General features: G+C 71.4%; 25 protein-coding genes and 2 pseudogenes. 17 read left to right on the top strand and 10 right to left on the bottom strand.

From position 1 onward, the window contains the following. The first annotated feature begins 168 nt into the window (after window positions 1-168). The 3 genes and pseudogenes from Q0994_RS05990 to Q0994_RS05980 all read left to right on the top strand — a co-directional run bounded on the left by Q0994_RS05990 (window position 169) and on the right by Q0994_RS05980 (window position 2436). Complete coding sequence (locus Q0994_RS05990; RefSeq protein WP_299529960.1) at window positions 169-516, top strand: transcriptional regulator; 348 nt, start codon at window positions 169-171, stop codon at window positions 514-516. Then, window positions 513-1214 (top strand): annotated as a pseudogene (locus Q0994_RS05985) (nucleotidyl transferase AbiEii/AbiGii toxin family protein). Before Q0994_RS05990 ends, Q0994_RS05985 begins: the two are co-directional and overlap by 4 nt. A 388-nt stretch (window positions 1215-1602) precedes the next feature. Then, window positions 1603-2436 carry a PIG-L family deacetylase gene (locus Q0994_RS05980; RefSeq protein ID WP_299529958.1) on the top strand — a complete coding sequence of 278 codons (834 nt, stop codon included), beginning with the start codon at window positions 1603-1605 and terminating at the stop codon, window positions 2434-2436. 219 nt (window positions 2437-2655) lie between these two features. On the opposite strand, the gene Q0994_RS05975 is transcribed toward Q0994_RS05980, so the two are convergent. The 4 genes and pseudogenes from Q0994_RS05975 to Q0994_RS05960 form a co-directional block, all read right to left on the bottom strand. Beyond that, window positions 2656-3417 (bottom strand): polysaccharide deacetylase family protein, encoded by a 762-nt coding sequence (locus Q0994_RS05975; RefSeq protein WP_299529956.1) that lies wholly within the window; start codon window positions 3415-3417, stop codon window positions 2656-2658. 258 nt (window positions 3418-3675) lie between these two features. Further along, on the bottom strand, window positions 3676-4275 hold the full coding sequence (locus Q0994_RS05970; RefSeq protein WP_299529954.1) for a hypothetical protein: 600 nt from the start codon (window positions 4273-4275) through the stop codon (window positions 3676-3678). A gap of 844 nt (window positions 4276-5119) precedes the next feature. Further along, a pseudogene (locus Q0994_RS05965) lies at window positions 5120-5410 on the bottom strand (cellulose 1,4-beta-cellobiosidase); the annotation flags it as partial. A 235-nt stretch (window positions 5411-5645) separates the two neighbouring features. Further along, a complete protein-coding gene (locus Q0994_RS05960; RefSeq protein ID WP_299529952.1) occupies window positions 5646-6041 on the bottom strand; it encodes a hypothetical protein in 396 nt (131 codons plus the stop codon). Window positions 6042-6340: 299 nt separating this feature from the next. On the opposite strand from Q0994_RS05960, the gene Q0994_RS05955 reads away from it, so the two are divergent. Beyond that, window positions 6341-6766 (top strand): hypothetical protein, encoded by a 426-nt coding sequence (locus Q0994_RS05955; RefSeq protein ID WP_299529950.1) that lies wholly within the window; start codon window positions 6341-6343, stop codon window positions 6764-6766. Between the two features lie 38 nt (window positions 6767-6804). Here the strand turns inward: Q0994_RS05955 and Q0994_RS05950 are convergent, their stop codons facing one another. After that, complete coding sequence (locus tag Q0994_RS05950; protein ID WP_299529948.1) at window positions 6805-7371, bottom strand: hypothetical protein; 567 nt, start codon at window positions 7369-7371, stop codon at window positions 6805-6807. A gap of 287 nt (window positions 7372-7658) precedes the next feature. On the opposite strand from Q0994_RS05950, the gene Q0994_RS05945 reads away from it, so the two are divergent. From Q0994_RS05945 to Q0994_RS05930, 4 genes are all read left to right on the top strand, one after another. Further along, window positions 7659-8777, top strand: a complete 1119-nt coding sequence (locus tag Q0994_RS05945) for an NADH:flavin oxidoreductase (RefSeq protein ID WP_299529946.1) — start codon at window positions 7659-7661, stop codon at window positions 8775-8777. 419 nt (window positions 8778-9196) lie between these two features. Continuing rightward, window positions 9197-9400, top strand: a complete 204-nt coding sequence (locus Q0994_RS05940; protein WP_014047008.1) for a cold-shock protein — start codon at window positions 9197-9199, stop codon at window positions 9398-9400. Window positions 9401-9868: 468 nt separating this feature from the next. Continuing rightward, on the top strand, window positions 9869-11413 hold the full coding sequence (locus tag Q0994_RS05935; protein WP_299529937.1) for a DEAD/DEAH box helicase: 1545 nt from the start codon (window positions 9869-9871) through the stop codon (window positions 11411-11413). Window positions 11414-11711: 298 nt separating this feature from the next. Beyond that, a complete protein-coding gene (locus Q0994_RS05930) occupies window positions 11712-12020 on the top strand; it encodes an SCO5918 family protein (RefSeq protein WP_299529935.1) in 309 nt (102 codons plus the stop codon). Window positions 12021-12195: 175 nt separating this feature from the next. Here the strand turns inward: Q0994_RS05930 and Q0994_RS05925 are convergent, their stop codons facing one another. After that, complete coding sequence (locus tag Q0994_RS05925; RefSeq protein ID WP_299529933.1) at window positions 12196-12588, bottom strand: ATP-binding protein; 393 nt, start codon at window positions 12586-12588, stop codon at window positions 12196-12198. A gap of 223 nt (window positions 12589-12811) precedes the next feature. Continuing rightward, window positions 12812-13036 (bottom strand): hypothetical protein, encoded by a 225-nt coding sequence (locus Q0994_RS05920; RefSeq protein WP_299529931.1) that lies wholly within the window; start codon window positions 13034-13036, stop codon window positions 12812-12814. A gap of 1355 nt (window positions 13037-14391) precedes the next feature. On the opposite strand from Q0994_RS05920, the gene Q0994_RS05915 reads away from it, so the two are divergent. From Q0994_RS05915 to Q0994_RS05875, 9 genes are all read left to right on the top strand, one after another. Continuing rightward, window positions 14392-15627 carry an ATP-binding protein gene (locus tag Q0994_RS05915; RefSeq protein WP_299529929.1) on the top strand — a complete coding sequence of 412 codons (1236 nt, stop codon included), beginning with the start codon at window positions 14392-14394 and terminating at the stop codon, window positions 15625-15627. Continuing rightward, entirely contained in the window at window positions 15624-16028 is a 405-nt protein-coding gene (locus tag Q0994_RS05910; protein ID WP_299529926.1) for a roadblock/LC7 domain-containing protein, read from the top strand. Before Q0994_RS05915 ends, Q0994_RS05910 begins: the two co-directional genes overlap by 4 nt. Then, window positions 16025-16399, top strand: coding sequence for a DUF742 domain-containing protein (locus tag Q0994_RS05905; RefSeq protein ID WP_299529924.1), 375 nt, complete (start codon window positions 16025-16027; stop codon window positions 16397-16399). Before Q0994_RS05910 ends, Q0994_RS05905 begins: the two co-directional genes overlap by 4 nt. Further along, complete coding sequence (locus Q0994_RS05900; RefSeq protein WP_299529922.1) at window positions 16374-16964, top strand: ATP/GTP-binding protein; 591 nt, start codon at window positions 16374-16376, stop codon at window positions 16962-16964. The genes Q0994_RS05905 and Q0994_RS05900 overlap by 26 nt, the downstream gene beginning before the upstream one ends. Window positions 16965-17151: 187 nt before the next feature. After that, on the top strand, window positions 17152-18546 hold the full coding sequence (locus Q0994_RS05895) for a cytochrome P450 (RefSeq protein ID WP_299529920.1): 1395 nt from the start codon (window positions 17152-17154) through the stop codon (window positions 18544-18546). 255 nt (window positions 18547-18801) lie between these two features. Then, window positions 18802-19932, top strand: coding sequence for a cytochrome P450 (locus Q0994_RS05890; RefSeq protein WP_299530320.1), 1131 nt, complete (start codon window positions 18802-18804; stop codon window positions 19930-19932). Beyond that, complete coding sequence (locus Q0994_RS05885) at window positions 19929-20756, top strand: enoyl-CoA hydratase/isomerase family protein (RefSeq protein ID WP_299529918.1); 828 nt, start codon at window positions 19929-19931, stop codon at window positions 20754-20756. The genes Q0994_RS05890 and Q0994_RS05885 overlap by 4 nt, the downstream gene beginning before the upstream one ends. A 107-nt stretch (window positions 20757-20863) precedes the next feature. Then, on the top strand, window positions 20864-21259 hold the full coding sequence (locus Q0994_RS05880; protein ID WP_299529916.1) for a molybdopterin-binding protein: 396 nt from the start codon (window positions 20864-20866) through the stop codon (window positions 21257-21259). A gap of 114 nt (window positions 21260-21373) precedes the next feature. Then, window positions 21374-21739 carry a PH domain-containing protein gene (locus Q0994_RS05875; protein ID WP_299529914.1) on the top strand — a complete coding sequence of 122 codons (366 nt, stop codon included), beginning with the start codon at window positions 21374-21376 and terminating at the stop codon, window positions 21737-21739. Between the two features lie 17 nt (window positions 21740-21756). Here the strand turns inward: Q0994_RS05875 and Q0994_RS05870 are convergent, their stop codons facing one another. From Q0994_RS05870 to Q0994_RS05860, 3 genes are all read right to left on the bottom strand, one after another. Continuing rightward, a complete protein-coding gene (locus Q0994_RS05870) occupies window positions 21757-22557 on the bottom strand; it encodes a peptidoglycan recognition protein (protein WP_299529912.1) in 801 nt (266 codons plus the stop codon). 340 nt (window positions 22558-22897) lie between these two features. Then, on the bottom strand, window positions 22898-24475 hold the full coding sequence (locus tag Q0994_RS05865; protein ID WP_299529910.1) for a DEAD/DEAH box helicase: 1578 nt from the start codon (window positions 24473-24475) through the stop codon (window positions 22898-22900). A 380-nt stretch (window positions 24476-24855) separates the two neighbouring features. After that, window positions 24856-25059 (bottom strand): cold-shock protein, encoded by a 204-nt coding sequence (locus Q0994_RS05860; protein ID WP_266706811.1) that lies wholly within the window; start codon window positions 25057-25059, stop codon window positions 24856-24858. Window positions 25060-25083: the final 24 nt, after the last annotated feature.

Below are 25083 nucleotides of genomic sequence, written 5' to 3'. Positions count from 1 at the left end.
GAGCCCCTGCAACAACTTGAGAACCGTTGATTCCCAAGCTCAGAGCGCGAGTTCGATTCTCGTCGCCCGCTCCATGAAAAGCCCCAAGCCAGCGGCCGGGGGCTCTTTGTATGCCGCACCTTGTCACCGTCCGGTCGGCCCGGTGGCCTCTCCCTGGATAATCGAGGAGTGGCATCACGGCCCAGTCTTTCCGATCTTCGCCGTGACAAGTTCGCCCGGCGTGTGCCCGCAGCGCTGTCCGAGCTTGTCGGCCCCGAGCACGGCACAGTAAGCCTGCCGCTTCACCTGGCGTGGTCGGGACTGACCACATTCGGCCTCGACCAGCCCCGGCTGCGGATGAGCTACTACCGCATCGTCCTGGCCGAGGGCCAGCACGATGATCTGGTCCGATATCTCAATCGCGGCCTCCTCCTCAGCTTGTGGCCCACACTGCGCACACTGATCAGCCGTGATGTTCGTGAAGTCTGGGAACGCTCCTTCGACGAGTTGGCTCCCAGCGCCCGGGCCGCTGCGTGAACCTCACGGACCTGCACCGTCGCTTGCTTGCAGATGTGCTCGCCGTAGGCGGTGCATACCTTCTGGCGCTTACCGGCGGCTACGCGGTTCAGGCACACGGCCTGGTCGACCGGCTCAGCCAAGACCTCGACGTCGCGACTGAGAACCCCGATCGCTCGCATGGAGGACATCGCTGCTGCCGTGCGCGCCGGCCTGGAACAACGCGGGTGGCAGGTCAACGCTCTGGAAACAGACCCACTCTCCGCACGCCTGATCGTCACCGATCCCGTCAGCCGTGAAGGCACGAGGTCGACGACATCCTCAAGGAAGCACTCTGGCGGCCACCCGTACACACAGAGCACGGCTTGGTGCTGTCCCTCGATGATGTCGTCGGGACCAAGGTCCGCACACTCGCCGACCGCAGACTCGCCAGAGAACTGATCGACGTGCAGGCGGCTGCGAACCGCTGGAGCCATGTCGAACTCGAAGGGCTCGGGCGGCGCCATGCACGCGACTCCTTCGAGCTGAGCGAGTTGCAAGCCCGACTGGGCGGATCCGACTGGATCGACGACACAGAATTCGCCGCCTACGGCCTCGACGAGCAAGCAATCACCGGGCTACGGCAGTGGGCACACGCACGGGCCGACGACATCGGCGGACGACATCCGCGGACGACTCCAGGAACTGGAAGCTCCACACGAAGACTGATGGCTGCCTAGAGACCGGGTGCTCAGCAGGATGCACATCAGGCTGCTCAGACCTCAGCGACCGTGCCCCATCCGTGCCCTTCGGAGCGGACAACAGCGGTCAAGAGCAGTGGCTCGACCGGGAACACCAGGTGCGGTCGGCGCGGTTGCACCCGGAGACCATGACCGGAGACCGGGTCCCGAATCCGGAGCCGGAGCGACGAACCGGAGACACTGGACCGCTGGCCAGAGACCGTCGGCCCGGGACCGGCTTCGTACCGGGCAGGCTCGCGCAGGCCGGAGTGCAGGCAGGTGACGAGTCGCCCGGGTCCGCCCGACCGGCGAGTACCCAGCGGCCGGCTCGCGGGCCACCGCGCCCGCGTGTCCGGACCGAGAAGCAGCACTGCAGGAGGACGTTTTCATGACCGACCGGCCCTTGACGCTCATGGCGGTACACGCCCACCCCGACGACGAGGCCACCGGAACCGGAGGGGTCCTCGCGCGGTACGCGGCGGAAGGCGTCCGCACGGTTCTGGTGACCTGTACGGACGGCGGGTGCGGTGACGGGCCCGGGGGTGTCAAACCGGGTGAGCCCGGACACGATCCCGCGGCCGTCGCCGCGATGCGCCGGCGGGAACTCGCGGCAAGCTGCGACGTCCTGAAGATCAGCGACCTGGAGACGCTGGACTACGCCGACTCCGGGATGGTGGGCTGGCCGACCAACGACGCCCCCGGATCGTTCTGGGGGACCCCCGTCGAGGAGGGCGCCGCACGGCTCGCGGAGCTCATGCGGCGGTACGAGCCCGACGTCGTCATCACGTACGACGAGAACGGCTTCTACGGCCACCCCGACCACATCCAGGCCCACCGCATCACGATGGCGGCGCTGGAGATGACCGGGCTGACGCCCAAGGTGTACTGGACGACGATGCCCCGCTCGATGATGCGGCGGTTCGGCGAGACCATGCAGGAGTTCCAGGAGGACGCTCCCGCGCCGGATCCCGCCGAGGAAGCGGCGATGGCCGAGATCGGCCTGCCCGACGACCAGATCTCCACCTGGGTCGACGCCACCGCGTTCAGCGACCAGAAGTTCGACGCGCTGGCCGCGCACGCCAGTCAGGGCGAGAACATCTTCTTCCTCAAGATGGGCAAGGAGAGGTTCCGCGAGTGGATGGGGGTCGAGACGTTCCTACGGGTCAAGGACGCCACCGGTGCGCCCCTCCCCGAAGACGATCTCTTCGCCGGACTGCGCTGATCCGTCGGCCGGAGTGCGGTGCGTAGGCCTGCCGCCCCCGGAGGGTCCCGGAAGGACCCGGAGGCGGCCCGGGCGATCCTGGATGCAGTCCGAGCACCCGGTGGACGCCCCGCAAGCTGGCCTCTGCCCTCGCCCTCCGCCCCGGCCCCCGGGCGCGGCGGGCGGGGCCTCTCGCCGCATCACCGGCGTCGAAGGCCCGCGAAGGCCCGCGAAGGCCCGTCACCGTACCGGGAACCCGAAGGCGTACCCCTGCTCCTTCAGCCAGGGGAGGACCTCCCGCAAGGCGGCGACGGTCTGGGAACGGTCTCCGCCGGCGTCGTGGAAGAGGACGGTCGGGCCGTCCGCGATCTCGCGCTGCACGGTGGCGACCATGGCGTCCACGCCGGGCTGCTCGAAGTCCTTGGTGTCGACGTTCCAGCCGAGCGGCCGCATCCCGCGCGAAGCCGCCAGTTGGCGGCTGTACGGGGTGAACGCGCCGCCCGGGGCGCGGTAGTACTGGGGCCGGACGCCGCCGGACGCCTCGGTGATCATGCGTTCCGCGTCCAGGATCTGCTGGGACTGGTAGCTCTCGGACTTGGTGTCCATGGCGGTGTCGTGCGAGATGGTGTGGTCGCACAGCCGGTGTCCGTCGGCCACCACGGCCTTGACCAGGTCCGGATACGCCCGGGCCTGGGTGCCCACCATGCAGAACGTGGCCTTCACCCCGTGCTCCCGGAGAAGTTGGAGCACCTGCGGCGTCCAGACCGGGTCGGGGCCGTCGTCGATGGTGATGTTGACGCCCCGCGCACCCTGGTCCGAGGCGTGCGCGATGTCCACCGCGACGGGCCGGATGGCGGGCGCCGAGGCGCGCGCCTGCGGCTCGCGTTCCCCGGTGGAGTCGGCCTGCGCGGTCCACACCGAGGTGGCGGCGGCCAGCGCCGTGACGCCGAGAGCCGCCGCGAGGAGGCGGCCTTGCCACGCTCTGCCCTTGTGCTTCGCCATGTCCGCCCGCCCCTTTTGCCGTCTCCACCGATGCCGTGCGCACCCATCAGGACATGCGAACGGCCCCGCGGGCTCCCCCGGTTACCGAGCGCGGACAAACCTGCGGGAGGTCAGGGACAAACGCAGAGGTTCCGCGACGTGCGGGAACGCACCGACCCCACCGCCGCGGAGCCGTACGCATGCAGAACGCCCGGCCGGAAGGAACCGGCCGGGCGCTCCGGCGAGAAACGGGCCACGGCGACCGCCGTGGCGCCGGGCTCAGATCGTCGGGGTGTCGTCGACGATCTCCTGGTGCGGCTCGACCACGAACTTCCAGCCCTCGCTGGGCTCCAGGAAGCGCACGCGGGTCGGGTAGATGTCCAGGGCGCGGCGGTCGCGGTTCTGGGCGTTGGAGTTCTTGCGCGCCCGCGCCGGCTCCTCGTACAGGTCGACCTTCACGTCGGGCACCTCGACGACTTCCTCGCTCCAGCGCTGGACCACTCCCGCGCCGAAGGCCTCCCGCGCGGCGGAGTAGAGCGACTCCAGGGAGGCGGCTCCGCCCGCGGGCACGAAGAGGGCGAGGTTCAGGAGGACGCCGGCGCTCTGCAGCACCTCGATCTCCTGGCCCGCCTTGTCGGCGATCCAGATGCCGGGCTCGTCCGGGTCGTCCGCGAGGACGTGGATCTCCTCGCCGAAGACCGTCCTCGCGGCGAAGGACCCACCCTCGAAGTTCTTGCCCGGCCCCGTGAGGAGAGCCGGGGCGTAGCAGTCGAGAGGAAGGCCACTCGTTCCCGCCGAGACGAAGATGGCGTCCTGGGGACCCAAGCCTGAAATCTCATCAGCCGTAAGACGTCGAGCCGTAACCTTCTCGGTGTTCACGCCATTCCCCTTTTAGTCGCGGCGTCCAGACAATTCCTCAAGAGCTTATCACGAAAAAGGGTGCCGACTTTCCCTCCGCGCACTATCGCACTTCCGGCGGGAGCGGCGGGACCGGCGGAATAGGCGCCCTATTTCGAGCGCCCGCCGTGAGGCACCGCACGCCGGGCGTGAGGGCGATCGGCCCGCCGGGTCCGGACCCCAGGGTCACGGCGCGCAGGCCACCACGCCGTCACTGACCCGACGTCAAGGACGCTCCGGAGCAGGCCCCGTCCGCGAGTCGGCCCGACGGGCCGGCGCAGCGCGCACCAACGGCCCCGGCGAAGAGCCGGACCAGGGACATCGGACCAGAGGCACCGGGCACCAAACTCCTGCAAACCTGCCGAACACCGCATATCCGCCCGCTCGTGCCCCTTCTTCATTCGACACGAAATAAGCATTCACCGCCACGAGCCGCTGGACAATTGTTTACCGGGCCGGCAGGACGGTTCACCCCGTCCACCCCCGCCCGCACATTGAAGCGTGCAACAGGAAAAGGGGACCGAAGAATTCCCGGTCCCCTTTTCCTGTTGCGCGGGGCTCAGAGCCAGGAGTCCCAGATGCCGTACGCCTTCGACCGGATGTCGGCCTCGGCGCCCGAGGCGTCCAGCCGTACGACGCGGTAGGAGTACAGGCCGCGCACGTCCCCGTTCACCGTGGTGTCCATGTGGAAGGCGGCGTCGCCCGCCGCGCCCTCGGCCAGCGTGACGTACGCGGCCGCGGCGGGGTCCCAGCGCTCCACGCGGTAGCTCGCGAACCGGGAGCAGCCGCCGAGGCCGCTGCTCTCGGAGCAGCCGACGTACGAGAGCCCACCGGATCCGGAGTCGCGGGTCACCGACCAGCGCACGCCGAAGTTGTTCGACGGGAGTCCGGACACGGGCGCCTTGGCACCCCAGTTCTGGTCGATCGCGGAGTCGCAGTCCGTCTTCTTCGGCGTTCCCGAGAACGTGGTGTTCGCGTAGAACTGCCGTGCGAACACGGGGGACGTGCAGCTCACGGCCGCGGCGGCGGATGCGGTGGAGGCATGGAGCGCCCCCGTTGCCGCGACCAGCACCAGGGCCGCGGCGGTGGTACGTCCGGTGGGTCTGACGGTCTTCATCGAGTCCATCGGTCCTGTCCAGCGACGACGGTGATCAACGTCGCTGGACAGGACCGATGACGGCTTCGATGGGTTGTACGGCACGCCGACCGCAGGGCACGCCGACCGCGGGGCGCGCCGGATGCGCGGCGTGGGTGCACCGGCGGCCGGCCGTCCGGACCGCGCTGCGCGTTCGCGTCGTACGTGCTCCGCGGCGCACCCGGTCGCGGAAGGGCGGCGGCCAGCCGCCCGGCGCCTACCTCAGCGCGTGCGCCGCGGCCTGGGCGAGCGTGCTCGCCGCGTCGGAGCGCGCGGCCTTGGTCGACTTCTTGTCCGCCAGCACCTTGGCCGCGGCGGTGAGCACCTTCTTGCCGGGGCGGCGGGCCGGCGTGCCCGGGGTCTGGGACAGGGCACTGGCGGCGGCCTTCTTCTCGGACTTCGGCCGTTTCTTCGCCCCCACGGTCTTGCCCGCGGCCGACGCCGGGCCGGACTTGGTCGTCTTCGCGGAGGCGCTGCCCGCCTTCCCGGAGGTCTGCGACAGCGCGCTCGCGGCGGCCTTCCTGCTGCTCTTGGTCCGGGCGCTCTTGGCCGCCCGGCCCGCCGCGGAGGCGGCCTTGGGGTGAGTGGTTCCGGATGCCTTCGTCTTCGCCATGTCACTCTCCGAACTCGTCCGTCGGTCTGTACGTCGGTCGCGTGTCTCGCCCGGTGAACCGATGAGGTTCGTCGGTCGCGTTCTCCGCGCGTACCGTCGCGCTCGTTGCACTCGGGTACCCGAACTTCCGTGCATGGAACGGCCGGAGACGAGATTGCGGGCCTCCGCGGCCGCACCGGCCGCCGTACGGACGCCGGTTCGCCGCGCGTTCCCGTGCCGGCGCGCCTCCACTCCGTCCGGCGCGGGTGACCTGCGACGGCCGGAGGTGCGAGGGTGGGCGGGACGACGGGAGACGCACGATGTCGGTGTTCGCGTTCCGCTTCCGCGGGCCGGCGGGCGGGCTCGCGGTGAACCTGGACGCCGAGGTGAGCGAGAACGGCGGCCCGCCGCACGCTCTGCGGATCCACCGGAAGATCTGGCTCGGTCTGCCCGCCTCCGGCCTGTACTGGGAGGATGCCGCCTGGCTCGCCTTCGGCGTCCGCCTCCACGCGCAGGCGCTGAGCGACCTGCTGCCCGAGGGGCTCGTCGTCCGGGTCGTCGCGCTCGACTTCCCGCTGAGCGACTACCGGTGCGAGGCGTCGGCACTGGCCATGGACGGTTGGTTGTGCCGACGGTTCGCCCTGCCTCCCTCGGGCGCCGGCGTCACCTACGACAGGGAGCGGGACCGGTTCGCGTTCACCTGGGGAGGCGCGCGGCCCTCGGTGCCGCCCACGTCGGCGCAGTGACGGCGCCGACGACGCGCTACACGCGGAGACCCCCGTACTCAGGCCGGCGGTACGGCTCGCCCCGCCCCGCCCTCCGTGTCCGGTCCGGGTCCGGCGGCCGGCCCCAGGGCCTCGCGCATGGCGCGCAGGCGGCGGCGCTGCAGGGAGCCGTAGCGGGAGAGCCAGCCGACGAAGACCACGGTGAAGACGGCGAAGCCGAAGCCCTGGCGCGCGCCCGCGGTGACGGCGGCGAGCACGGCGACCGCGGCGAACATGAGGCTCAGACCAACCAGTGCCGCGGCGGCGTGACGGGTCCGGTGGAGCCGCTCGTCGACCAGGCGGCGCATGGCCGACCGCTCCGCGGGGTCGGTGGGCGGCTCGCCGGAGCGCAGTCGGCGCTCCAGGGACCGCACCCCCGTCGCCGTGGCGCCCGTCGCCCGCCGCTCCTTGCGCTGCCGGGCGGCCACCACGAACGCCCCGGTGACCGTGGCGGCTCCCACCCGGAGCAGCACGGCCGCGGGCGACTCCCCCGGCGAGATCACCATGATCAGAGCGGGGGCCAGCAGTGCGGACAGCACCACCTGGAGCCACAGACGCTCCGCCACGAAGTCGTCGATCCTGTCCACCTCTGGCTCCCTCCCGGCCCGCGGGCCCACACGGGGCAGCTGCCCCCGGACCGTTCGTGTGCCCCGCCACCCGCCCGGTAACGGCACCAAGTCCGTTTCTACAAGCGGAGGTTGGCGATATCTCGTGTCACACCCTTCCCGGAGGCGCCCCGCCGGGCTCCTCCGACGGGCCCGCACGGGGAGATCCGCACCACATCGCCCCAGGCGACGGGAAGCGGGGCGAGCGGGGTGGTGTTGGCCTCGGGAGGACAGCCCTTCGCCCCTACCGCCGACGAACGGACATGCATGTGACTGCCGCAGACGCCGACCGCGCCGCAGGCGCCCTCTCGCGCCCCTTCTCCGTGCGCGGGCTCACCTCCCGCAACCGGATCGCCATGGCCCCGATGACCAGGGAGTTCTCCCCCGAAGGCGTCCCCGGCCGGGACGTGGCGGACTACTACGCCCGGCGGGCCGCCGGCGGGGTGGGTCTGATCATCACCGAGGGCACCTACGTCGGCCACGACTCCGCGGGCACCAGCGGCCGCGTCCCGCGCTTCCACGGCGAGGACGCCCTCGCGGGCTGGTCGGGCGTGGTGGACGCGGTGCACCGGGAGGGCGGGGCGATCGTTCCGCAGCTGTGGCACGTGGGCGTCGCCCGCGCCGTGGGCGCCCCGCCCGTCGTGGACGCGGAGCCGGTCGGCCCCTCGGGCGTGGACCTGGCGGGCGAACCCAAGGGCCGGGCCATGACGCAGCAGGACCTCGACGACGTGATCGCGGCCTTCGCCGACGCCGCTGCCGCCGCCGAGCGGCTGGGCTTCGACGGTGCCGAACTGCACGGCGCGCACGGCTACTTGATCGATCAGTTCCTCTGGTCGGGCTCCAACCGCCGCACCGACGCGTACGGTGGCGACCTCGTCGCACGCACCCGTTTCGCGTCCGAGATCGTCGCCGCCTGCCGGGCCGCCGTCTCCGACGACTTCCCCCTCGTCTTCCGCATGTCCCAGTGGAAGATGGGCGCCTACGAGGCGAAGCTCGCGCAAACCCCCGAGGAGCTGGAGTCCCTGCTGACCCCGCTCGCCGAGGCCGGGGTCGACGTCTTCCACGCCTCCACGCGCCGCTACTGGTTGCCGGAGTTCGCGGACTCGGACCTGAACCTGGCCGGCTGGGTGAAGAAGATCAGCGGGCGGCCGACGATCACCGTGGGCTCGGTCGGCCTGGACGGAGACTTCTTCAGCGCGTTCCGGGGCAACGGTTCCTCGGTCACCGGCATCGAGCAGTTGCTGGAACGGATCGAACGCGACGAGTTCGACATGGTCGCCGTCGGCCGCGCCCTCATTGCCGACCCGGAGTGGGCGGCGAAGACCCTGCGCGGGAGCACCGAGGACATCACCCCGTTCGGTGCGGAGATGCTGAAGTCCCTGCGATAGGCAGCGGCCGGTGGAGGGTCCGGGCCACAGGCCCGTCCCCTCCCCGCCGGACCCTTCGCCCGCATGCGGCCCCGCCCCCGCCCTCGGCGACCCCCGGACCCCCGAGCGCCGGAACAACACTCCGTCCGGAGCAGGTCCATATGTGTCGTCGCGGGAACAGATAAAGGCGTGAAGCGCGACGAGTTTCTTCCGGGCGGCGGACCGAGCGAAATTCGACCGCCGCACCGGAGCGATTTTCCGTGCTAGTCTCGATCCAGTTGCAGTTGTGGTTCCCAAAAATTTTCAAGCGGACCCGCAGGGCTCACACCCGGTGGGAATGCTTTTGCGTTTGCCGGTATTTTTCCGGTCGGGGCGATCATCGCGGCGACACGGAATCCGCACGGTGTGGATTCCGGGCACTGCCCCGAAGGAGATATGACATGGCATCTGGCACCGTGAAGTGGTTCAACGCCGAAAAGGGTTTCGGCTTCATCGAGCAGGACGGTGGCGGCGCTGACGTCTTCGCCCACTACTCGAACATCGCCGCCCAGGGCTTCCGCGAACTCCAGGAAGGCCAGAAGGTCAACTTCGACATCGCGCAGGGCCAGAAGGGCCCGACGGCCGAGAACATCGTTCCCGCCTGACGCTGACGCGTAGTCACGAGCCGGGGCCCGCACCTTGGGGTGCGGGCCCCGGCTCGCGTTTTTCCGGCCCGCCGCACACCGCGGGCCCTCCCCTCCGCAGCCCGCGCAGCGTTCCGCCGCGGGCGTGCTCCCCGGAACCGCACCCCTCCGCGACCGACCCGTCGCCGGAGGATCCGGCTGGTTCCGTACACCGGATTCCCCACCGGAAGAGCCTCTCGGCGTCCGGCGGGAAGACGACCGACGATCGCCCGGAAAACCTGCTGGAACCGGTCCGCCCCCGGCGGATCCACGTACGGCAGCACCCGTCACGGTGACCCGGGTCCCGAATTCCTGCGACCGATCCACCGCCCGTCATTTCGGCGGTATCCCAGGTCGCTTTCACATATGGCTCGTTCTCGCGATTCACCGTGCTGCTCATTCGCTGCGTGAATTCCTTGATACGCGCCGCCGCATCGAGGAAGGTTCCGCATGAACCGCACACGTACGAACGACCGTTCCCCCCGCACCCGTACGAACACGGGTTACGGCGAAGGCTCGGGCGCCGGTCGCGGCAGCCGTTTCGGCTCGTCCGCCCCGTCCCGCTCCGGTGCCCCGTACCGCTCCAGCGGCGGCAGCCGCCCGTCCGGCGGCTCCCGTCCGGGCGGTTACGGCCGGCGTCCCTCCGCCGTGCAGGGCGAGTTCGCACTGCCCGAGACGATCACTCCGGCGCTGCCCGCCGTCGAGGCGTTCGCCGATCTCGTGATGCCCGAGGAACTCCTCGCCGCACTGACGTCCGAGGGCATGAGCGTCCCGTTCCCGATCCAGGCGGCGACGCTGCCGAACACGCTGGCCGGCCGGGACGCGCTGGGCCGCGGCCGGACCGGTTCCGGCAAGACGCTGGCCTTCGGCCTGGCGCTGCTGGCCCGTACCGCGGGTCAGCGCGCCGAGCCCCGTCAGCCGCTGGCGCTGGTGCTGGTGCCCACCCGTGAGCTGGCGCAGCAGGTGACCGACGCGCTCACCCCGTACGCCCGGTCGGTGAAGCTTCGGCTGGCGACGGTCGTCGGCGGGATGTCGATCGGCCGGCAGGCCTCCGCGCTGCGCGGCGGCGCCGAGATCGTCGTCGCCACGCCGGGCCGGCTCAAGGACCTCATCGACCGGGGCGACTGCCGGCTGAACCAGGTCGCCGTCACGGTGCTGGACGAGGCCGACCAGATGGCCGACATGGGCTTCATGCCGCAGGTCACCGAACTGCTGGACCAGGTCCGGCCGGAGGGGCAGCGGATGCTGTTCTCCGCGACCCTGGACCGCAACGTGGACCGGCTGGTCCGTCGCTATCTGACCGACCCCGTCGTCCACTCCGTCGACCCGTCGGCCGGAGCGGTCACGACGATGGAGCACCACGTGCTGCACGTCCAGGGGTCCGACAAGCACGCCGCGACCACGGAGATCGCGGCCCGCGACGGCCGGGTGATCATGTTCCTGGACACCAAGCACGCCGTCGACCGGCTGACCCAGGACCTGCTCGCCAGCGGGGTCCGTGCCGCCGCGCTGCACGGCGGCAAGTCGCAGCCCCAGCGGACCCGTACCCTCGCCCAGTTCAAGACCGGTCATGTGACGGTGCTGGTGGCGACGAACGTGGCGGCCCGCGGCATCCACGTCGACAACCTCGACCTGGTCGTGAACGTCGACCCGCCGAGCGACCACAAGGACTACCTGCACCGCGGCGGCCGCACCGCCCGCGCCGGCGAGTCCGGCAGCGTCGTCACCCTCGTCCTGCCCAACCAGCGCCGCGAGATGGTGCGGTTGATGGCGGACGCCGGGATCCGGCCGCAGGTGACGCAGGTCCACTCGGGCGAGGCCGAGCTGCACCGCATCACCGGTGCGCAGGCTCCGTCGGGCGTTCCGGTCGTCATCACCGCACCGGCCGCCGAGCGCCGGGAGCGCGGCGGCAGTGGCAGCCGTTCGCGGCGCGGACGGCCGTCGCAGAGCGCCCGCCGGACCGGCCAGCGCCGCCCCGCGGCCGACGCCGCCTGAGTCGTGCGCGGGGCGCCCGTCCCCCGTACGGATCCGACGTCCGTCCCCCGTTCGGGCGGGATCCGGTGCGGGCCGCCACGGGCCGACCGGTCGCGCCGGCCCCTTCGGCCTGCGAAGGTCGTCGGTCCGCCGCCGCACTGGCTACTCTGGCCGGAGCCGGGCACACCCTGCGCTTCCGGCACCCGGAGGAATCCCGTGGTCGGCGTGTACGGCCGAGGTGGCGTTCCGGGCGTCCTCGCCCTCCCGTCGCCGAGCCCGTTCCGCCCGCACCGCTCTCCCCTACTCCTTGTGAGGCAACATGCGCTGTGTCATCGCCCGCTTCCCGTTCGACCTGACGAAGAGCGGCGTGCAGGACTCGATGAAGGGCGTCAAGCCCCAGCCGATCACCGGTGACTCGGTGATCATCAGCCGCCGCCACTACCCGGTGATGCAGGTGGGCGAGGTCGTCACCCGGCAGGACCGCCGCGACTTCAGCGCCGGAGAAGTCGTCCGGGCCATGGCCGCGCTCGGTTTCACCTGCCGCACGGCGCCCAAGGAGGAGCCCGCGCAGGCTCTCACCGCGGTGCAGCAGGCGTCCGCGATGCTCGGCTCGCCCGTATCCGTCTGAGCGCGCCCCGGCACGCCGACGGCGACCGCCGGGCGGCATGGGGGTGAGCGCAGGGGAGGGCCCGACCGCCGTGGCGGTCGGGCCCTCCCCTGCGTGCGGCGCCCGCGTGCCGCGTACGTGCGGCCGCGCACCTGCCTGCGCGGCCGTGCGGTCCACAGGCAGGTGCGCGGCCGGTTCAGCGGTCGAGCACGGCCCGCACCGTCTTGCCGTGGCCGGGACGCGGGGTGACCGAGGTGGTGCGGGCCAGTTGGTGGACCATGGGCCATCCGAAGCCGCCGGCCCCGCCGTTCAGGTCGGGCGTGCGCATGCGCGGCATCGCGGAGCTGAGGTCGTGGACCGCCACCTCGACGCCTCCGGGGCACTCGGTCAGCTCCAGGGTGAAGGTGCCGCCGCCGTGCCGGACGGCGTTGGTGACGAGTTCGGACACCACCAGCACGACCGTGTCGGCCGCGTCGTCGTCGACGGCCGGCGTGGTGAGGCGGTCGAGGAACGCTCTGGTGACCTCGCGCGCGTCGGCCGCGACGGTCCCCGAGTAGCTGATCGTGGCGCTCGCGGTGATGGTGGTCATCTGTCCTTCTCCCCCTGGTCCGTGCGGCGTTCGCCTGCTCCGGCGGTGGTCGCCCGCCGCCTCCCCGTACCGTGCGGGACCCGTCTGCCCGGCGTCCCGCGCGGCTCTCCGTGGTCCGGCCGCCCGTCGGGGGCCGCCGGACCGCGGTGCTGTCGGCAACGGGCCTTTACCCCGGGGAAACAGGGGCGGAAACACCGGATTCCGCCGTCATCCGGTCACCGGCTCAGCCGCGGGTGTGCCGGTGCGGTGCGCGACGCGGCGCGGGCACGGTCGACAGGCGACGCACGGCGCCGCGACCGCCGGTGGCCCGGTGCGCGCCGGCGCCCCGGCCTGTTCCGCCCTGCGGCGTGCGGCCCGCGGGGCCCGTCTTCGGCAGGGACGGGGCGAGCACGAGAGCCGCGACGATCGCTACCACCATGCCGAGGATGAGCAGGGTTCCCACCGTCATGTGATCCACCTTCCTTCCGGTGACCGACGATTCCTTCTCTTCACCCATCGTTACCAGCGCGCGCCTCCATAAACACGCTGTGTCACAGAAGTGGGCCGGGGACGGGCGGTTGACCGCGGGACACGCGCGGGACACGCCGCAGGGCACCGGAGCACCGCCGCGCACGATCCGACCGCGGCCCCGAGGCATGGACCCGCCCCGACCTGGGCAAACCGAGGTGCAGCGGCGGGGACGATCGACTGCCGCAGATTTTCTCCGATCCCCGATCAGCTAAATCTGTTCCCACGGGAGTAGACATTCGCCGATCATGTGCCTAAGGTTTCTTCCGTAGCCAAGGGAAAGAGCACCGGCGGGGACGGATCGCCGGACAGCAGGACGCTGCGGTGGTGGAGTTCCGGAGCCAGGGTCGTGAAGGACGGCGACGGGACTGACGACCGCAGCGGGCGGCCCGCATCATCAGGGGCCGCCACGGAGGAGCGGGCGCTCCCGGACCGGCACGACGGTCGGTCCGGGAGCGCGGGATCCCCGCAAAGGCGCCGGTCCGCGGGCGCGCGTGCGGGGAAGTCCGGCAGGCGGGTCCTCCGCCCGTCCAGATCAGTGGGCGGCAGGACGGCAGGCCGGGCGAGGCGCCCCCGGACGAGGGGCGACCGACTGCGGTTGACGCAGAGCATGCAAGTGGTTCGCCGTACGAAGGGAGGCGGACGCCATCAGGACCCCCGGGCACGGGCCGTCGTCCCGGGTCCCTCCAGCACCGAACGGAAGGTGGTTCCCGGTCACGCCTCGGCGATTCCCGCACTCCGGCCCTTCTGACGGGCGGAGCGGCGGTCGAAGAAGTCCGGCTCGACACTGACGCCGGACGATGGTTCCGCAACACCCCTCGGGGCCCCGGTGCATACCACCGGGGCCCCTCGACGTACCCCCGCCGTATCCTTCGGGCGGGCGTCCACCGGCGGTGCGGAACGTCTACCACTCCCGCACCGTCCGCGCCGGAAGGCCCCGCCCGGACACACCGTCTCCACCCGTACACACACGGTTCCGGGGTGGAGCGCGCTCCTCTCTCTCCGTGACCTTGGCCCCCGGCCCAGTTGACACTCCGTCATCCATGTGAACATTTCACTACCACCGTGCAACTGCCGTGCGCATGTGCACACTTCCGTGTCAGAGCGTTGTAAGATCATCTGACTTCCAGTGGGCTGATGGCGTATGGGGGGCATCCCGAGAGGGGTGGCATCCTCGGCCCCGTTCTCGGAGGGGCGTTCCCCGATGTGGCGTGGTCCGTGGCTCCGAGAGCCCGGTCGCGGCAGGTGCGGGGACGTCAAGCCGTATCCCTAGCCATGGCACTTGAAGTGAGTCTCATGACATTTACCCAGAGCGCTGTCTTCTGGGCGCTGATTGTCGTAGCACTGGTCGCCGTGGGTGCCGTATTGCGGGCTCGCACGACCAACATCCGGCTACGCAGACAGGTTGCCGACCTCCGGAGGGAGCGCGAGTCGCTCCACGGCCAGCGGGACGAGTTCCACGCTGCCCACTCCGGTCTGCTGCAACGGCACTCCACCGAACTCGCCGAAGTCCGCAAGGACGCGGAGGAGGAGACCAAGGCCGTCCTCAAGGCAGCGGTGCGCACGCTGCAGGGGCTCGCCGACGAACAGCAGCTCGTCATCGAGAAGGCCCAGACGAAGTACGGCGACGATCCCGGAATCCTCGCCGACCTCATGTCCATCGACCACGCCAACAGCCAGTTCGGGCGCCGCGCCCAGGGCATCGCCGTCCTCTGCGGCGGCTGGCTCGGCCGCCGGGAGACCGTCGCCTCGGTCTTCGACGTCGCCCGCAGCGCGCAGGGACGCATCCGGCACTTCGACCGGGTGCGGATCAACGGCCAGGTGAACTTCTCCGTCGTGCCGAAGGCCGTGGAGCCGGTCGCGATGGTCCTCGCCGAACTGCTCGCCAACGCCACCAACTACTCCGCCCCCGGCACCCCCGTCGAGATCAACATCCAGGCGGTGCCCAAGGGCGTCTGCCTGATCGTCGACGACGCCGGCCTCGGCATGGGCCAGGAGGAGAAGGACCGCGCGACGGCCCTCCTCGACCCCCGGTCGCCGATCAGCGTCTCCTCGCTGGGCATCCCCCCGCAGTTCGGGTTCGCCGTCTCCGGCATGCTCGCCGCCCACTACGGATTCCGGGTCTCGGTCGACTCGGTGTCGCCCTACGGAGGCGTTCGCGCGGTGGTGCTGCTGCCCGACGAGTTGCTCACCAACGACCTGCCCCCGGTCCCGGCACCGGTGGCGGCCGCGCCCCAGGACGCCGAGGTGTCGTCGCTCCCCCGGCGCCAGGCGACGCAGCCCGCTCCCACGCCGACCCCGCTGTTCCCGAACGCCGTGCGGCAGGAAGCGGCCCCGCAGTCCGCGGCCCACATCACCACCGCCGGCGGTCTGCCGAAGCGACGCCGTCAGAGCCCGGTGTCGGTGGTTCCGCCCGCCGCCCCGGTCCCGGCGCCCAGCAATCAGGAGACGGCCTCCCGACTGGGCGCGTTCCAGCGGGGCACCAGGTCCGGACGTGACACGACGACGATGGAAGGACCCGAGATCCAGTGAACCCCGATCTGTCGTGGGTGCTCAACGACCTGCTCCAGGTGCCCGGTGCCCGGCACGCGATCCTGGTGTCCGCCGACGGGCTGCTGCTGGCCAACTCCACCGACATCGGCCGTGACGACGCCGAGACGGTCGCCGCCGCCATGAGCTCGATGCAGTCGCTGAGCCGGGCCGTCGCCCCCTTCATCGGCAGCCAGACCCCCGGCTACTGGCGGCAGACGCTGCTGGAGTACGACGGCGGCTGGATCTTCCTGATCGCGGCGGGCAGCGGTGCCTACCTGGCCGCCGCCGCGGCCGCGGACGTCGACATGGAAGCGATGTCGTTCCGCATGCAGCAGCAGGTCGGCGCGCTGGGGAAGGCGATGACCACACCTCCCCGCCAGACCGCGGGCAGCGACGCATGACGGCACCGGGCGAAGAGCGGGCGGTCAGCGGCGGGTTCGTCCGTTCCTACGTCATCACCGGCGGGCGCGGGCTGCCCGACGCCGAGGATCTCTCGCTCGTCACACTGGTGACCATCGCCCCCGACCGGCAGCCGCCGCCGAACCCGAGCCCCGAGGTCCGTGCGATCTGGGAACTGTGTTCCGGCGGCTATCTCTCCGTGGCGGAGGTGGCCGGCCGCCTCCAGCTGCCCGTGGGGGTGGCCCGCCTGCTGCTCCAGGATTTAGCGGAACAGGGCCATCTGCTCCGCCGGAAGGCCCCGCCCGCCGCCCAGCTCGTCGACCGGAAGATCCTCGAAGAGGTGCTGCATGGACTCCACGTCCGCTTCGGCTGAGAACATCTACGTACCGGACGCGGTCCAGCGTGCGGCGAAGATCCTCGTCGTCGGACACTTCGCCGTGGGCAAGACGACGCTCATCGGCACGCTCTCCGAGATCGCCCCGCTGCGGACCGAGGAGAGGATGACGCAGGCCGCCGCGCACCTCGACGACCTGAAGGGCGCGCACGGCAAGGTCACGACGACGGTGGCGCTGGACTTCGGCCGGCTGACGCTCAGCGACGAACTGGTCCTGTACCTGTTCGGCACGCCGGGCCAGCAGCGCTTCGTGGAGCTGTGGGAGGACATGGCGCGCGGTTCGCTGGGCGCCCTGCTCCTCGTGGACCCCGCACGCCTCGCCGACACCTTCCCGGTCATCGACCTGATCGAGAAGTACGGCCTGGAGTACGCGATCGCGGTCAACAGCTTCGACCCCGAGTCGCGGCACGGCGAGGACGAGCTGCGCGAGGCGCTCGACCTGCTGCCGGACACCCCGCTCGTCTACTGCGACGCCCGGGACCAGAAATCGTCCGCGCAGGCGCTGATCACCCTGGTGACGCACCTGCTCTCCCGCGTGGACTGACCGCCCGCGCACCCCTTCCGCCGGACCGTGCGGGGGCGGGAGTCGACCGCCCGCCCCGTGCGGGCCGGCCGGTTCCCGCCCGCACGGACCGGGCACCGCCGAGCACCACCCGGGCGGGCCGGTCACCGACCGGCCCGCCGTCCCCCTTCCGGGGCCAGTGGCCCGCGATCACACCGAGGAATCACACATGGACTCTCAGCCGGGAGCCACCCCCTACGGCGCCCCCACGGGATGCCCGATGCACGCCAAGAGCCAGACCTCGCTCTACGGACCCGAGTTCGCGGCGAACCCGCACGCGGTGTACGACGAACTGCGCGCCCAGGGCCCCGCGGCGCCGATCGAGCTGGCCCCCGGCGTGGACGCCACGCTGGTGGTGTCGCACGAGGCGGCGCTCCGCGTCCTGCAGAACCCGGCCCTCTTCGCCCGCGACTCCCGTCGCTGGACGGCGCTCGCCACGGGCGCGATCCCGATGGACAGCCCGGTCCTGCCGATGATGGCGTACCGCCCCAACTGCCTTTTCACGGACGGCACCGAGCACCTGCGGCTGCGCAAGGCGGTCACCGAGAGCCTCGGCCGTCTGAACCCGAGCCGGCTGCGGCGCGACGTCGAGCGCATCGGCGACTACCTCGTCGACCAGTTCATCGAACGCGGCTCGGCCGACCTGCTCGCCGAGTACGCCAAGCTGCTTCCGCTGTTGCTCTTCAACCAGCTCTTCGGCTGCCCGGGGGACATCGGCGACCGGCTGACCCGCTCCATGTCGGCGATCTTCGACGGCGAGGACGTGCTCCGCGCCAACGCCGAGCTGAACGAGTGCCTGATGGAACTGGTCGCGCTCAAGCGACGCCAGCCCGGGGAGGACATCACCTCCTGGCTCATCCAGCACCCGGCCGGTCTGCGGGACGAGGAGCTGAAGGACCAGCTCGTCATGCTGATGGGGGCCGGCATCGAGCCGGAGCGCAACCTGATCGCCAACGCCCTGCTGCTGATGCTCGACACCGGCCTCGGCGACGGCGACCGGCGCGGCACCGGCATGCTGGTCGAGGACGCCCTCGACGAGGTGCTGTGGAACAACCCGCCGATCGCCAACTACGCGACGCACTACCCGACCCAGGACGTGGAGCTCAACGGCCTGACGCTGGCGGCCGGCACCCCGGTGCTGATCAGTTTCGCCGCCGCCAACACCGACCCCGCGCTCACCGACGCCCGCCGCACCCTGAGCAAGGGCGCGCACCTGGCGTGGGGCGCGGGCCCGCACGTGTGCCCCGCGAAGTCCCCGGCCCAGCTCATCGCCCTCACCGCGATCGAGAAGGTCCTCAACGCGGTTCCCGACATCACCCTCGGCGTCCCCGCGGACGCGATCGAATGGCGGCGCGGCCCGTTCCACCGGGCGCAGGCCGCACTGCCGGTCCGCTTCACGCCGGCCCCGCGCCGCGCTTCCGCCTCGGCCCCCGCACCCGGCGCCCAGGCCCCCGCTCCGCAACCGTCCGCGACCGGGGCCTCCGTGCCGCAGCAGCGGCAGGGCGAGACGCACCGCAAGCCCAAGGGCTGGTGGAGCTCGTTCCTGGATGTCTTCCGTGTCTGACAGTTCGTCACCTGGACGCGTATGACCGCATATTCCTGTGACATGAACAACAATGATCAACGCTTGGCGCATACATTCGGAAGGGTAAGTTCAGTTCGGTAACCCGGAGCCCAGAGCAAGGAACTCTGCGTGAGCGTCATACGTGGTACGGACAGACCCGTGGTCGACCGCCGAGCTCTCATCTCCCTGCTCAGGAAGCTCCACTCCGCCGAAGGCCAAGCCGATCCGCATCCCCTCCTGGACCAGCTCCGGGAGATGGGCGACGTGGTACCCGCTCCGTGGAGCGGGTACTTCGTCACCGGATACGACACCTGCAACCAGGTGCTGCGCGGGCGCGACTGGCTCGCGCCCGACTTCGCCTGGCAGGAGCGCCAGGACGACGCGAAGAAGTGGGACGCCCTCGCCACCCGGGAGATGACGAAGACCCTCTCCCGCCTCAACGCCCCCGAGCACACCTGCCAGCGCCGCAGCCTCGGCAACCTCTTCGACCGCTCGACGATCCAGCGGCTCACCCCGGACGTCGAACTCCACACCGCCCGCCTGCTGGACACCCTGGGGCGCGAACTCGCTTATGGTGCCGCGGATTTCGTGAACCTCGTCAGTGAGCAGCTGCCCATCAGCACCATCGGGTCGTGGCTCGGGATTCCGGAGTCCGACTATCCGCACATCCTGAACATCACCCACAACCAGGTGCACGCGCAGGAATTGCTGCCGACCCGCAAGCAGCTCGCGGTGTCCGCCGAGGCGACGCTCCAGCTGCGCGAGTACTTCACCACCATGGTGCGGGAGCGCCGGGCCAACCCCGGCCACGACGTGCTGACCGGCTGGATCCACACCTGGGACGGGATGGAGCCGGACCGGGAGAAGGCGGACGAGATCCTCTACCGCCTCACGATGTTCGTCACCATCGCCTCGCTGGAGACCACCGCCACCCTGCTGTCGGCGATGGTCCGGCTGCTGCTGGAAGATCCCGCCCGCTGGGCCTGGCTGCGGGAGCACCCCGAGCACGTGGACGACGCCGTCGAGGAGGCGCTGCGCCACGAGTTCCCGATCCAGCTCAACACGCGGGTCGCCGGCCGCGACACCGTCCTCGCGGGGGTGCCGATCCCCAAGGACACCATGGTCCACGTCATGTACGGGGCCGCCAACCACGATCCCCGGCGCAACCAGGACCCGCACGCCTTCGACATCCTCCGCAAGGGCTCCCACCTGACATTCGGCGGCGGGGTCCACTACTGCCTGGGTGCGGCGCTGGCCCGGCTGGAGGCCCGCACCCTGCTCGTCCAGCTGCTCGACCGGTTCCCCGGCCTGCGGACCGCGTCGGCCCCCGTCTACGCGTCCCGCATGGTCTTCCGCCGCATCACCTCCCTGAGCGTGACCACATGAAGCTGTCCCTGCCCGAGTTCCTGACCCCGTACGGCAAGCGGACCCCCCTCGTACGCACGCTGCGCGAGGGGGCCGTGCTGCGGGTGGAGCTCAACGATCCGGACAACGGCAACGCGGTCGGCGAGGCGATGCTCGACGATCTGCTGGCCGTCCTGGCCGTGCCCGACCCCGACGTACGCGTACTGGTGCTGAGCGCCGCCGGGGACGACTTCTGCCTCGGCGGCGACCGGAACGAGTTCGCCGACTGGCTCGACGACGACCCCACCGGGCGCGGCATCCGGATCGCCGGTGAGAAGGCCCGCCGGGTCTGCGAGGCGCTCACCACCGGCCAGGCCGTCACCATCGCCCGTGTCCAGGGCAAGGCGGTCGGCGCGGGCATGGCGCTGGCTCTCGCCTGCGACCTGCGGGTCGGCGCCGACACCGCCTCCTTCCGGCTGCCGGAACTGGCGCTCGGCCTGCCGACCGCCTGGGGCGGTCTGCTGCCCCGGCTCATCCACGAGGTGGGGGCCGCCCGCGCGCGCGAACTCATCCTCACCGGGCGGGCCTTCGGCGCCGAGGAGGCGCGGGAGCTCTCGGTGCTGCAGAAGGTGGTCCCCGAGGACGCCCTCGACGACGCGGTCACCGCCTGGGCGAAGCCCGTGGTGCGCCGGCCCGAGGCGGCCCTGCGGGTGACCAAGGCCCTGCTCAACGCGTACGCGGCCCCGACCCGGCTGGCCGATCCGTCGGTGCTGGACGCCGAGCTGATGGCCACCGTCGCCGCCACCACCCGCCGGGCACGCGACCGCGGAACCGAGCGGCCCGGCACCGCGACGCGGGTGCAGTAAGGACGACCGCTCGCACCGGCACGGCCCCCCGACCGGGGGCCTTCACCGGCAGCCCCGGCAGGGCGGGGTCGACCGTACGCAAGGCAATACGCCCTATCATCCCGCAGATGCAGACCTACACCATCGGTCAGGCGGCCCGGCTTCTCGGCGTCAGCCCCGACACCGCCCGCCGCTGGGCCGACGCCGGACGGGTCGCCACCCACCGGGACGACGCCGGTCGCCGGCTCATCGACGGGCGGGCGCTCGCCGCGCTCTCGATCGAGGTCGGACAGGGCGGCGACCCGGACGACGGGACGCCCTACACCTCGGCGCGCAACGCGTTCCCCGGCATCGTCACCGCCGTCAAGCTCGGCGACGTCGCCGCACAGGTGGAGATCCAGGCCGGCCCGCACCGGCTCGTCTCCCTCCTCACCCGTGAGGCCGTGGAGGAGCTGGGCCTGGAGGTCGGCATGGAGGCGACCGCCCGCGTGAAGTCCACCAACGTCCACATCGACCTCACCTGACCTCACCCGATCCACGCCGCGCCCGCCGGAACGGCCGGAGCGTCCGGAACGTCTGACACCTGGGAGTGTCGGACCGTCCGACAGCAGCTCCGGCACACGCAGACGGGAACCGCCATGGCACTGTTCGGCAACGCGCACACGATCAACCCGGCGTCGGCACAGCAGGACTACGCCCGGCTGCTCGGACCCGGCGAGCAGGTGCACGCGGCGTTCCTGCTGATCCGCGACACCATCCTGTTCACCGACCGCCGACTGCTGCTCGTCGACAAGCAGGGCATCACCGGCAAGAAGGTCGAGTACCACTCCGTGCCGTACCGGTCCATCACGCACTTCGCGGTGGAGACGGCCGGCACCTTCGACCTGGACGCGGAGCTGAAGATCTGGATCTCGGGCACGCCGACGCCGATCCAGAAGACGTTCACCAAGGGCGTCGACATCTACGAGGTGCAGGCGATACTCACCCAGTTCGTCGCCCGCTGACCCGCGCGGGCCGGTCGTCAGTGGACGGCGGCCCGCGCGGAGGCGGCGGACGCGGCGGTCGCTGCGTCCGCCCGGCCGGTCGCGGCCTTCCGCAGCGCCGCCGTCTGCTCCCGCAGCGCCGGCAGCTTCCCGTACAGCGCGTCGCCGGGGCAGTCGGTCTCGTAGCTGTCCCGATGGCCCGAGACGACGTGCAGCATCGCCGCCTCGCCCTTGTCGAAGAGGCTCTCGTCGTTGGTCGAGACGAGGCGCACCGAGCCGCGCGGGTCGATGCCGGGGGCGAGCTTCCAGGCGGCCACCTTCGCGATGGCGTCCAGCATCGGCCGGGGCACGGGGGTGCCCGCGTCGAAGGTGCCGAGGGCCGCTATCCCGACGGTGTCGGTGTTGAACCCCTTGGTGTGCGCCCCTCGCACCGGACGGGTGACTCCCCCGGCCCGCCCCTCGTAGATCGTTCCGCAGCGGTCGACGACGAAGTTGTAACCGATGTCGTCCCAGCCTTCGGCGCCCACGTGATCGCTCTGCACCGACCGGAGCATCTCCGGGGCGTCGTCGCAGTCGTACCGGTTGCCATGGCCCGTGTGATGGATGAAGACCGCCCTGGCGGCCCCGGTGTAGTGCGGCTTCTCCCGGACCAGCGACTCGTCGGCGTGCCAGACCGCCCGGCTCACGATGTGCGGCCGCGGGGCCGTCACCGGCGTCCTCGGGACCGCCGCGGCCCGCTCGGCGGGGGCACGGCCGACCGGGCCGTCCCGGAGTATCAGGAAAGCCACGAAAGCCAGCGACAGGAGCACGGCTCCCAGGGCGATACGGCGGGACCACATGGTCCCTACCCTCACCCGGAGCGCGTTCCCGCGCAGAGGGGCGGGGCGATCGGGTGACACCGCCGTCGTCGGCTCGCCGCCTCCCGCAGACCTGCGGTGACCTGCTGGTACGCCCCGCGTCCGGTGCGTCCGGACCCGGCCGGGGCGGTCGGCGCGGCAGTCGGGACCGCCGTCACCGCCGCGCCGTCGCGGCACTGCCCGGCGCTGCGGGACGCTGAGCCCGGGACGGGACGCGGCACGGCCGCCGCTCCCCGTGCGGGGTGCGGCGGCCGTGTGCGTCGTACGAGCGGGCCCGGGGCCGTCCTGCCTGCCGGGCCGGATGCCTCCGTGGCCGACCGGCTCAGGCGGCCCGGTTGGCGCGGCGCTGGGCGGCGGCGGCGCGCTCCTCCGGCGAGGCGACGCCCGGCCGGCGGCGCGGGGCGGAACCCGAACCGCCACCGGTGCCGCGGGGGCGGCCACGGCCGGCGAACGGGGCGCCGCCGCGACGGCCGGACCGCTCGGCCGGCGGCGAGCTGATGATGACGGGCACACCGGACGGGGCCTTGGCGCCGGTGATCCGGCTCAGCTCGGCCTCGCCCGAACGGACGTGGGCGATCTCCGGGGTGATCCCGGCGTCCAGCATCAGCCGGGACATCTCGCGGCGCTGGTTGGGCAGGACGAGGGTGACGACGCTGCCGGACTCGCCGGCGCGGGCGGTGCGACCGCCGCGGTGCAGGTAGTCCTTGTGGTCGCTCGGCGGGTCGACGTTCACGACCAGGTCGAGGTTGTCGACGTGGATGCCGCGGGCCGCGACGTTCGTCGCCACCAGCACCGTCACATGACCGGTCTTGAACCGCTCCAGCGTCTTGGTGCGCTGCGGCTGCGACTTGCCGCCGTGCAGCGCCGCCGCGCGCACGCCGCTCTGCAGCAGGTGGTCGGTGAGCCGGTCCACCGCGTGCTTGGTGTCCAGGAACATGATCACCCGGCCGTCGCGGGCCGCGATCTCCGTGGTCGTCGCGTACTTGTCGGCGTTCTGCACGTAGAGCACGTGGTGCTCCATCGTGGTGACCGCTCCGGCCGACGGGTCGACCGAGTGGACCACCGGGTCGTGCAGGTACTTGCGCACCAGAAGGTCCACGTTGCGGTCCAGGGTCGCGGAGAACAGCATCCGCTGCCCCTCCGGGTTCACCTGGTCCAGCAGCTCGGTGACCTGCGGCATGAAGCCCATGTCGGCCATCTGGTCGGCCTCGTCCAACACCGTGATGGTGACGCGGTCCAGCTTGCAGTCACCGCGCTCGATGAGGTCCTTCAGACGTCCGGGGGTCGCTACGACCACTTCCGCGCCGCCGCGCAGCGCGGAGGCCTGCCGGCCGATCGACATCCCGCCGACGACCGTCGCCAGCCGAAGCTTCACCGACCGGGCGTACGGGGTGAGCGCGTCGGTCACCTGCTGCGCCAGCTCACGGGTGGGCACCAGCACCAGCGCCAGCGGCCGACGCGCGTCGGCGCGCCGTCCGGCCGTACGGGCCAGCAGCGCCAGGCCGAAGGCCAGCGTCTTGCCGGAACCGGTCCGGCCGCGGCCCAGCACGTCCCGGCCGGCCAGCGTGTTCGGCAGCGTCGCCGCCTGGATCGGGAACGGGACGCTCATGCCCTCGGACGTCAGCGCGGCCATCAGGGGTGCGGGCAGGTCGAGCTCGCCGAACGCCTCGACGGCGGGCAGAGCCGGGGTGATGGTCACCGGCAGCGCGAACTCGCTCTTGACCGCGGGGCGGCGTCCGCCACCACCACCGGACCGGCGCGGGCCGCCCGAGCGCGGGGCGCCGCCGCCGGAGAACGACGGACCGCCGCCGTAGCCGCCGCCGGAGCGGCCGCCCGCAGAACCACCCGAGCGGGTGCGGGAAAACCTGTCATTCGAACGGGGTGCACGATCGCGGTTCATACGGAACCTTTCCTCGATGAGGCACGTATCGAGGGATTCTTTGTGAACAGCGGCAACCCGAATGGACGCCAAGAATCGCTAGAACGAGCCGAATTAATTAAACGGAAAACTTAATTCCGGCCGACCGCGCGATGAACACGCGGAACGGTGTTTCACGTGAAACGCAGTGGATTCACGCGAGCGTCGGGCCGGGGGTGCGCCGGACGAGGTCGGGTGCCCGGTACCCGCCGGCGCACGTCGTCGTGCCCGTGCCGGTCAGGTCCTGGGGTTCACCACGCTCCGTGGCCCTGCGGGCCGCGCGCGTCATACGGAAACGACAACGAGCCGGGGCCCGCACCCCATGGTGCGGGCCCCAGCTACGCGTGTCTGATCGTGAGCGATCAGGCAGGGGTGATGTTCTCGGCCTGCGGGCCCTTCTGGCCCTGCGTGATGTCGAAGTTCACCTTCTGGCCTTCCTGAAGCTCACGGAAGCCCTGGGCGGCGATGTTCGAGTAGTGGGCGAAGACGTCAGCGCCGCCACCGTCCTGCTCGATGAAGCCGAAGCCCTTTTCCGAGTTGAACCACTTCACGGTTCCAGTAGCCATGTCATATCTCCTTCGGGGCAGTGC

Origin of the sequence: uncultured Streptomyces sp., assembly GCF_947488945.1 — a bacterium.
In the GTDB taxonomy this organism is placed as follows: Bacteria; Actinomycetota; Actinomycetes; order Streptomycetales; family Streptomycetaceae; genus Streptomyces.
The sequence above is the reverse complement of the archived record's forward strand: the minus strand, read 5'-3'. Positions and strand labels throughout refer to the sequence as shown.

Excerpts from the sequence above, each read along its gene's own strand:
- Q0994_RS05955 (WP_299529950.1), top strand. The coding sequence starts at position 6,341 with ATGTCGGTGTTCGCGTTCCGCTTCCGCGGGCCGGCGGGCGGGCTCGCG.
- Q0994_RS05900 (WP_299529922.1), top strand. The coding sequence starts at position 16,374 with ATGGACTCCACGTCCGCTTCGGCTGAGAACATCTACGTACCGGACGCG.
- Q0994_RS05905 (WP_299529924.1), top strand. The coding sequence starts at position 16,025 with ATGACGGCACCGGGCGAAGAGCGGGCGGTCAGCGGCGGGTTCGTCCGT.
- Q0994_RS05940 (WP_014047008.1), top strand. The coding sequence starts at position 9,197 with ATGGCATCTGGCACCGTGAAGTGGTTCAACGCCGAAAAGGGTTTCGGC.
- Q0994_RS05935 (WP_299529937.1), top strand. The coding sequence starts at position 9,869 with ATGAACCGCACACGTACGAACGACCGTTCCCCCCGCACCCGTACGAAC.
- Q0994_RS05875 (WP_299529914.1), top strand. The coding sequence starts at position 21,374 with ATGGCACTGTTCGGCAACGCGCACACGATCAACCCGGCGTCGGCACAG.
- Q0994_RS05980 (WP_299529958.1), top strand. The coding sequence starts at position 1,603 with ATGACCGACCGGCCCTTGACGCTCATGGCGGTACACGCCCACCCCGAC.
- Q0994_RS05975 (WP_299529956.1), bottom strand. The coding sequence starts at position 3,417 with ATGGCGAAGCACAAGGGCAGAGCGTGGCAAGGCCGCCTCCTCGCGGCG.
- Q0994_RS05895 (WP_299529920.1), top strand. The coding sequence starts at position 17,152 with ATGGACTCTCAGCCGGGAGCCACCCCCTACGGCGCCCCCACGGGATGC.
- Q0994_RS05930 (WP_299529935.1), top strand. The coding sequence starts at position 11,712 with ATGCGCTGTGTCATCGCCCGCTTCCCGTTCGACCTGACGAAGAGCGGC.
- Q0994_RS05860 (WP_266706811.1), bottom strand. The coding sequence starts at position 25,059 with ATGGCTACTGGAACCGTGAAGTGGTTCAACTCGGAAAAGGGCTTCGGC.
- Q0994_RS05925 (WP_299529933.1), bottom strand. The coding sequence starts at position 12,588 with ATGACCACCATCACCGCGAGCGCCACGATCAGCTACTCGGGGACCGTC.
- Q0994_RS05915 (WP_299529929.1), top strand. The coding sequence starts at position 14,392 with ATGACATTTACCCAGAGCGCTGTCTTCTGGGCGCTGATTGTCGTAGCA.
- Q0994_RS05885 (WP_299529918.1), top strand. The coding sequence starts at position 19,929 with ATGAAGCTGTCCCTGCCCGAGTTCCTGACCCCGTACGGCAAGCGGACC.
- Q0994_RS05920 (WP_299529931.1), bottom strand. The coding sequence starts at position 13,036 with ATGACGGTGGGAACCCTGCTCATCCTCGGCATGGTGGTAGCGATCGTC.
- Q0994_RS05865 (WP_299529910.1), bottom strand. The coding sequence starts at position 24,475 with ATGAACCGCGATCGTGCACCCCGTTCGAATGACAGGTTTTCCCGCACC.
- Q0994_RS05960 (WP_299529952.1), bottom strand. The coding sequence starts at position 6,041 with ATGGCGAAGACGAAGGCATCCGGAACCACTCACCCCAAGGCCGCCTCC.
- Q0994_RS05870 (WP_299529912.1), bottom strand. The coding sequence starts at position 22,557 with ATGTGGTCCCGCCGTATCGCCCTGGGAGCCGTGCTCCTGTCGCTGGCT.
- Q0994_RS05880 (WP_299529916.1), top strand. The coding sequence starts at position 20,864 with ATGCAGACCTACACCATCGGTCAGGCGGCCCGGCTTCTCGGCGTCAGC.
- Q0994_RS05890 (WP_299530320.1), top strand. The coding sequence starts at position 18,802 with ATGGGCGACGTGGTACCCGCTCCGTGGAGCGGGTACTTCGTCACCGGA.